The organism is Streptomyces sp. LaBMicrA B280, assembly GCF_049222185.1.
In the GTDB taxonomy this organism is placed as follows: Bacteria; Actinomycetota; Actinomycetes; order Streptomycetales; family Streptomycetaceae; genus Streptomyces; species Streptomyces murinus.
This window is the reverse complement of the sequence record NZ_JBMJCT010000034.1, coordinates 43,185-50,332: the sequence shown is the minus strand read 5'-3', so window position 1 is coordinate 50,332 and position 7,148 is coordinate 43,185. Positions and strand designations below refer to the sequence as shown.

Genomic DNA, 7,148 nt, shown 5'->3' with positions numbered 1-7,148 from the left:
GCGCCGATCGCCAGGGACACGGGGTTGAAGGGGGCGTCCAGGGAGCCCATCGGTGTCGATTTGGTGATCTTGCCGACCTCGGAGGTGGGTGAGTACTGGCCCTTGGTGAGGCCGTAGATCCGGTTGTTGAAGAGCAGGATCTTGAGGTTGACGTTGCGGCGCAGGGCGTGGATGAGGTGGTTGCCGCCGATGGAGAGCGCGTCGCCGTCTCCGGTGACGACCCACACGGACAGGTCTCGTCTGCTGGTGGCGAGGCCGGTGGCGATGGCGGGGGCGCGGCCGTGGATGGAGTGCATCCCGTAGGTGTTCATGTAGTACGGGAAGCGGGAGGAGCAGCCGATGCCGGAGACGAAGACGATGTTCTCCCTGGCCAGTCCGAGTTCGGGCATGAAGCCCTGGACGGCGGCGAGGATCGCGTAGTCGCCGCAGCCGGGGCACCAGCGCACTTCCTGGTCGGACTTGAAGTCTTTCATCGACTGCCTGGCCTCGGCCCTGGGTACCAGCTGGAGCAGTCCGTTGCCGGTGTCAGTCATCGATGGCCTCCTTCAGCGCGGTGGCGAGCTGCTCGGCCTTGAACGGCATGCCGTTGACCTGGTTGTAGGAGTGGGCGTCGACCAGGTACTTCGCCCGGATCAGGGTGGCGAGCTGGCCGAGGTTCATCTCGGGGATCACGACCTTGTCGTAGCGTGCGAGGACCTCGCCGAGGTTGCGCGGGAAGGGGTTGAGGTGGCGCAGGTGGGCCTGCGCGATCGCGTCGCCGGCCGCGCGCAGCCGTCGTACCGCCGCCGTGATCGGCCCGTAGGTCGAACCCCAGAGGACCTCGCCGAGGTTGCGCGGGAAGGGGTTGAGGTGGCGCAGGTGGGCCTGCGCGATCGCGTCGCCGGCCGCGCGCAGCCGTCGTACCGCCGCCGTGATCGGCCCGTAGGTCGAACCCCATCCCAGGACCAGGGTCTGTGCGCCGTGCGGGTCGTCGACCTCGATGTCCGGGACCTCGATGCCGTCGATCTTGGCCTGGCGGGTGCGGACCATGAAGTCGTGGTTGGCCGGGTCGTAGGAGATGTTGCCCGTGCCGTCCTGCTTCTCGATGCCGCCGATCCGGTGCTCCAGACCCGGCGTGCCCGGCACCGCCCACGGCCGGGCCAGGGTCCGCGGGTCGCGCTGGTACGGCCGGAACACCTCTGTGCCGTCCGGTGTGACGTGATTGGGGCCCATCGCGAACACGACGCGCAGATCGGGCAGTTCCTCGGGGTCCGGGATCCGCCACGGCTCCGACCCGTTGGCCAGGTAGCCGTCCGACAGCAGCATCACCGGGGTGCGGTACGTCAGGGCGATCCGGGCCGCTTCCAGGGCCGCGTCGAAGCAGTCGGCCGGTGTCCTGGGCGCGACGACCGGGACCGGCGCCTCGCCGTTGCGCCCGTACATGGCCTGGAGGAGGTCGGCCTGCTCGGTCTTGGTCGGCAGACCGGTGGACGGGCCACCGCGCTGGATGTCCACCACCAGCAGCGGCAGCTCCAGGGAGACCGCCAGACCGATCGTCTCCGACTTCAGCGCCACACCGGGCCCGGACGTGGTCGTCACCGCGAGCGAGCCGCCGAACGCCGCGCCCAGCGCGGCGCCGATGCCCGCGATCTCGTCCTCCGCCTGGAACGTCCGCACCCCGAAGTTCTTGTGCCTGCTCAGCTCGTGCAGGATGTCCGAGGCCGGAGTGATGGGGTACGAACCCAAAAACAGCGGCAGACCGGCCTGCCGGCCCGCGGCGATCAGTCCGTAGGCGAGGGCGAGGTTGCCGGAGATGTTGCGGTAGGTGCCGGTGGGGAAGGCACGGGTCGCGGGGGCGACCTCGTAGGAGACGGCGAAGTCCTCGGTGGTCTCGCCGAAGTTCCAGCCCGCCCGGAACGCCGCGATGTTCGCCGCCATGATCTGCGGCTTCTTGGCGAACTTCGACCTCAGGAACTTCTCCGTGCCCTCGGTCGGACGGTGGTACATCCAGCTCAACAGCCCGAGGGCGAACATGTTCTTGCTGCGCTCGGCCTCCTTGCGGGAGAGGTCGAACTCCTTGAGCGCCTCCACCGTCAGGGTGGTCAAAGGCACCGGGTGCAGGCCGTAGGCGTCGAGCGAGCCGTCCTCCAGCGGCGAGGCGTCGTAACCCACCTTCTGAAGGGCCCGCTTGGTGAACTCGTCCGTGTCCACGATGATCTCGGCGCCACGCGGCAGATCACCGATATTGGCCTTCAGCGCGGCGGGGTTCATCGCGACGAGGACGTTCGGCGCGTCACCCGGGGTGAGGATGTCGTGGTCGGCGAAGTGCAGCTGAAAGGACGAGACGCCCGGCAGGGTGCCTGCGGGGGCGCGGATCTCGGCCGGGAAGTTCGGCAGGGTCGACAGGTCGTTGCCGAACGACGCCGTCTCCGCCGTGAACCGGTCGCCCGTGAGCTGCATGCCATCACCCGAGTCGCCCGCGAACCGGATGATCACCCGGTCCAGGCGCCGGACCTCGTGTTCGGTGGTCATGAGGCATCGGTTCCGGCGGTGCTCCGCGCGGGAGCCGCAGACAGGGAGGTCAGGCCGATCGCGCTGTCCCAGACCTCGGCGACGGAGCCGTCGTCGAGCTGGACGAGTCGGTGGCCGCAGGGGTGAGCGCCCGGGATGTCCTGCGGTGCCGGGGTCACCAGCGCCAGCCGGATGTGCGCGGCGCGGGTGAATTCCGGGCCGTCCGTGCCGACGAGGAGCAGGTTGCCGACGGTCGCCAGTTCGACGGCGGCAGGGGCGTCCAGCCGGAGCCGGGTGTCGCAGGCGATGCCGAGGGCCGTCTCGTAGAGCCGGAGCAGGGAGTCGAACATGCTGCGGCTCACCGCCTTGCGCAGCAGCAGCCGTACGCCGGGACGTTCTGTCCCTCGGGGCTTCGGGGGACACGGTTGTTCGCCCGGGTTGGGGCGGTGCTCGACGAGTTCGGCGATCGCGCCGTCGGGGAACCGCACGCGGGCGCGGCTGCCCGGGAGAATCGCCTCCGGGGGTTCCAGGACGGTGGCGCCCACCTGGCTCAGTCGACTCAGCGCGCCGTCGAGCGAGGGCACGATCACGGAGTAGGCCGTCCGGCGCTGAATGGCGGTGAAGGGCCGTGCGCTGGCGATCAGCAGCATGTTCCCGACCGCCGCGAGCTCCAGGCCGCCGAAGTCGGGGATCGGCATCCGCAGGTCCGCGGGGGTTCCGGTGAGTCGTTCGTAGGAGCGGATGCGGTCATCGAGGTCGGCGACATCGATGAGGGACCGGGCCAGCAGGCGCGGACGCGCCAGCAGGGCGGAGTCGGGCGTGGCGCGGAACCAGCGGTCCGGCAGCGCGGCCATGGGAACAGCGGACATCGCGTCAGGGCTCCTTCACATGATGTGCCGTGGGGGCGCCCCACCAGCGCTGGACAGTGAGCCCCCAGGACGCCAACTCCTCGTGGACGAGGCGCCGTAGGGACGAGGCGTCGCCGAAGTGGTCGGGGATGCCGGTCACGGTCACGGTCAGCCGGTCGCCGGTCCGCAGGAGGCAGAGCGAGGCGCGCAGGCGGGCCCGGTCCGGCAGCACACCGGGCACGTTCATAGTGCGGACGGCGATACCGGCGGCCTGCCGTCCGGCGAACCGGGCGATGGCGTCGGGGGTCCGGCCGAAGTTGGACGCGACGACGGTGGTCTGCTGTGCGCCGGGGTTCTTGAGCCGATGGGCGTGCCGCGCCGGGAGCAGGTGCCACAGGGGTTCCGGGACGAGGGTGGCGCTGTGTTCTCCCGTGCTCCGGAGCAGGTCCTTCGTCGCCGCGCGGGTCCCCCGGAGGCTGCCGTGCCGGACGGGGCCGCCCGGCACCGTCAGCGGCACCACGACCAGGGCGTTGGCCCGTGCGTCGTGGACGGAGTGCCGCAGGCTCACCGGAATGCCGACGTCGAACGATCCGGACGGACCCTCGGCCGCCGCCGACCGTACGAGATTGGCGGCGATCTCGATGAAGAGGCTGTTGGCCGTCCCGCCGAACCGGTCTGCCTGCCGCTGCCACAGGGCCGCGTCCGTCTCGAAGACCGCCGAGGTGAAGAAGCGCGGTTCGGCCGAGGGGGCGGGAGGCGCCGGGGGCGGGGGCTGGAGCGCGGACCTGATCCGCGCGCGCCGGGCCGGGCTCGCCAGGGTCGTCGGCAGCCAGTGCGCGGCGGCCAGGCCGCCCCGGAGCGTCTGCCTGGCCAGGTCGGCGAGGTCGTCGAGCACACGGGGAGCGGCAGACGGGCGGTGGGCCTCCTGCCCGCCGGACCCGATGGCGTCGAAGATGCCGAGCCCGTCGCAGCGGAAGTGCGGCACCGTCAGGGAGACGAGGGTGCCTTCGCCGTACGGGGCCGCGGCCAGCCGCCACAGCGCGGCGTCCTTGGGCCGCAGGGGCACCTTGACCTGGGTGTCGATCCAGTCGGTCAGGGTGGCGTCGGTCAGCGGCGTCGATGTGGTGCACAGGGCTTCCGCGTTGGCGGCGCGCACCCAGCTGCGTCGCGCGCCGGGCACCCGCGCGGGCCGGGCCCGGCGGCTCAGCCTGCCCTGGTCGAGGCCCTCCCAGGCGGCTTGCAGCGCGGTGACCGGCACCGGGTCCGCGAAGGTCCACAGCACTTGGACGACACGGGTGGAGCCCAGGGTGTCGGCGGTGCGGTGGAGCATCTCGTCGGTGGGGTTCAGGCGCACGGTGGCCGTCATCGGGCAGCCTCTTCCTGAAGGCGCGCGGCGGCGAGCTCGCCGATCGCGGGGGCCAGCTTGAATCCGCCGCCGTTCCAGCCGGTCGCGGTGACCAGGCCGTCGAGTCCGGTCCGGGCGCACACCTCGCCGTCGCCCTCCGGTGCCATCGCGTCGTACGCGGTGACACCGCCCGCGACCGGGGCGGCGGCCAGTCGCGGGTAGCGGTGGCGGACCACCGCGCGGACGCGCTCCTGCTCCTCGGGTGACACCTCCGGCCGTACGGTCTCGGGAACGTCGGTCCTCCGCGACGTGACTCCCGCCAGCACCAGCGCGTCCGAACCCCATGGGCGCAGCCAGGCGCCCGTGGTGCGGTCCACGAGGGTGGGAAGCGAGGCGAGGCCGGCGGGTTCGTCCACCCGGAACAGGCAGTAGCTGACGGCCCGGGTGCGCAGCGGCAGATGGACACCGGCGGTCTCGGCCAGGGCGGTGCTGCCCGCGCCCGCGGCCAGCAGGACGGCCCGGGCGGACACGGGTCCCACGGTGGTGCGGACGCCGGTCGCGCGGGACCCGGAGGTGAGCAGATGGGTGGCGCGGGCCCGGATCAGCAGGAGCCGGGGGCCCGCGTCGCGCGCCATGGCGTGGGCCGTCGGCCCGACCGGGAGCCAGCCCGCGTTCGGTTCGTGGACCGCGGCCAGCTCGTCGGGCACGTGCAGGGCCGGGAAGCGGGTGGCGAGGTCCGCCGCGGTGAGGATCTCCGCCTTGTGGCCGGTCGCGTTGAGGTCCGCGACCGCCTCGGCGGCCCGGGGGAGATCGCCGCGCGCGACCAGGCTCAGGCTGCCCTGGCGGCACACCGCGGGCCAGGTCCCCCGGTGGCCCTGACGGAGGTAGCGGTCGAGACCGGCGGCGGCGCGCCGCCGGTGGGCGAGGGACAGGTCGAAGGCGCGGACCAGCCCGCCGGAGGCGCCCGTGGCGCCTCCGGCGATGCCTGCCATGTCGATGACGGCGACGGTGAGACCGCGGGCGGTCAGCCGTTCGGCTGTGGCCAGCCCGATGATCCCACCGCCGACGACGGCGACGTCGGCGGTGATGGCGGACCGGGTCACGGCGCGGTCCCGGCGGCCAGCAGCTCCTCGCGCCCGCGGGTGTCGTGCCGCAGGATCGAGTCCACGATGTCGGTCGCCCGTACGGAGAGCATGGCCAGTGCCCCGGCGTCACCCATGCCGTGGCTCGCCTCGCAGAGCCCGTTGAGGTAGATCTTCAGCGGTCGCGAGGTACCGGCCTCAGACTTCAGTTCGATCGAGTAGTCCCGCGCGACCACGGGGGTGCCGTCCTCGTCGAGCGGAAGACGGTGGGCGACGCCTTCCAGGAGCGGGTGGTACGGCTCGTCGCCGGGCTCGCCGCCGAAGTCCCGGAAGCCGGTGGCCAGGATGACGACGTCGGTGTCGAGGATCTCCTCGGTGAGGTGGTTGATGTCGCGCAGGACCATGCGCTGCCCCTGGCCGTGCGGCCTGCTGATGACGGCTTCGCGGAAGGGCTTCATCACGAGCCGGTCGGAACCCGTGAGGTCGTACTCGCGCTGCACGCCGACCAGTCGGTCGATGACGTCCTGGTCGCAGGCCGCGTAGTTGATGGACCGCAGCTCGTTGCGCAGCCGGCGCTTCTTGGCGCTGGGCAGCGAGTGGAAGTAGTCCACGAACTCGGGCAGGAACACCTGTCGGCTGTAGGGGCTGGTGTCCTTGAGCCGGAACCCGATGCTGCGGTGGACGGCGGTCACCTGCCGCACGTTCGGGCGGCCGAGCAGATCGAGGATGATCTCGATCGCGCTCTGGCTGGCCCCGACGACCGCGACCCGGATCGGCTTGTCCTTGAACTGTTCGATGGAGGTGAGGTACCGGGTGGAGTGGAAGACGCTCTCCCCCAGACCCTTCTGGAACACATAGGGGATCCGGGGCGATCGGCCGGTGCCCACGGAGACGCTCCGGGCGAGGTGGCGGCCGCCGTCGTCGGTCTCGACGCAGAACAGCTCGCTTCCGTCGTCGCCCTCGACGAGCGAGAGGTGCACGGCCGACCGGCCGTAGTCCACCTGGTCGCGGAAGGCCTCGGCGACCCAGGCGAGATAGCCCGAATATTCCCTGCGCAGCGGGAACTTGGCGTTGAGGTGCAGATAGCCCGTCAAGCCCCCTTGTGCGGCCAGGTACTTGACGAAGGTGTGCGGGCTGTCCGGGTTGCGTTGCATGGCCAGGTCGCGGAAGGGGTTGTTCTGGATGTCGGCGCCCGGCAGGAGTTGTTCTTGCTGCCACTGGAACTCGGCGGACCGCTCGATGAAGTGGGCCAGGCCGGCGCGGCCGCGCTCTTCGAGCGCGACCGCCAGGGAGAGGTTCGCGGGCCCGAACCCCACTCCCAGCACCGGGTGGATCTCATGGGTTGTCACGGTTCACGCATCCTCGACTTGTCGTGCATGCAGG

5 protein-coding genes and 2 pseudogenes are annotated in these 7,148 nt (G+C 71.5%); all 7 read right to left on the bottom strand.

Annotation, left to right across the window (positions count from 1 at the left end; translation table 11 throughout):
* Positions 1-533 (bottom strand): 2-oxoacid:ferredoxin oxidoreductase subunit beta (locus ACLF5H_RS26990; protein WP_421678607.1); only part of this gene is annotated, 533 nt, incomplete at its 3' end.
* Positions 526-813 (bottom strand): annotated as a pseudogene (locus tag ACLF5H_RS26985) (2-oxoglutarate ferredoxin oxidoreductase subunit alpha); the annotation flags it as partial. The gene ACLF5H_RS26990 and the pseudogene ACLF5H_RS26985, both read right to left, overlap by 8 nt.
* Before the next feature lie 12 nt (positions 814-825).
* Positions 826-2,511, bottom strand: a pseudogene (locus ACLF5H_RS26980) (2-oxoacid:acceptor oxidoreductase subunit alpha); the annotation flags it as partial.
* The gene (locus tag ACLF5H_RS26975) at positions 2,508-3,359 is read right to left on the bottom strand and encodes a VOC family protein (protein ID WP_421678606.1); all 852 of its coding nucleotides are present in this window, start codon (positions 3,357-3,359) and stop codon (positions 2,508-2,510) included. The gene ACLF5H_RS26975 and the pseudogene ACLF5H_RS26980, both read right to left, overlap by 4 nt.
* Positions 3,360-3,363: 4 nt before the next feature.
* Positions 3,364-4,704: a hypothetical protein gene (locus ACLF5H_RS26970; RefSeq protein WP_421678605.1), complete on the bottom strand. Its 1,341-nt coding sequence runs from the start codon at positions 4,702-4,704 to the stop codon at positions 3,364-3,366.
* Positions 4,701-5,786 carry an NAD(P)/FAD-dependent oxidoreductase gene (locus ACLF5H_RS26965; protein WP_421678604.1) on the bottom strand — a complete coding sequence of 362 codons (1,086 nt, stop codon included), beginning with the start codon at positions 5,784-5,786 and terminating at the stop codon, positions 4,701-4,703. Before ACLF5H_RS26965 ends, ACLF5H_RS26970 begins: the two co-directional genes overlap by 4 nt.
* Positions 5,783-7,114, bottom strand: a complete 1,332-nt coding sequence (locus ACLF5H_RS26960) for a SidA/IucD/PvdA family monooxygenase (protein ID WP_421678603.1) — start codon at positions 7,112-7,114, stop codon at positions 5,783-5,785. The genes ACLF5H_RS26965 and ACLF5H_RS26960 overlap by 4 nt, the downstream gene beginning before the upstream one ends.
* Positions 7,115-7,148: the final 34 nt, after the last annotated feature.

Coding starts and splice junctions, on each gene's coding strand:
- ACLF5H_RS26975 (WP_421678606.1), bottom strand. CDS start 3,359: ATGTCCGCTGTTCCCATGGCCGCGCTGCCGGACCGCTGGTTCCGCGCC.
- ACLF5H_RS26970 (WP_421678605.1), bottom strand. CDS start 4,704: ATGACGGCCACCGTGCGCCTGAACCCCACCGACGAGATGCTCCACCGC.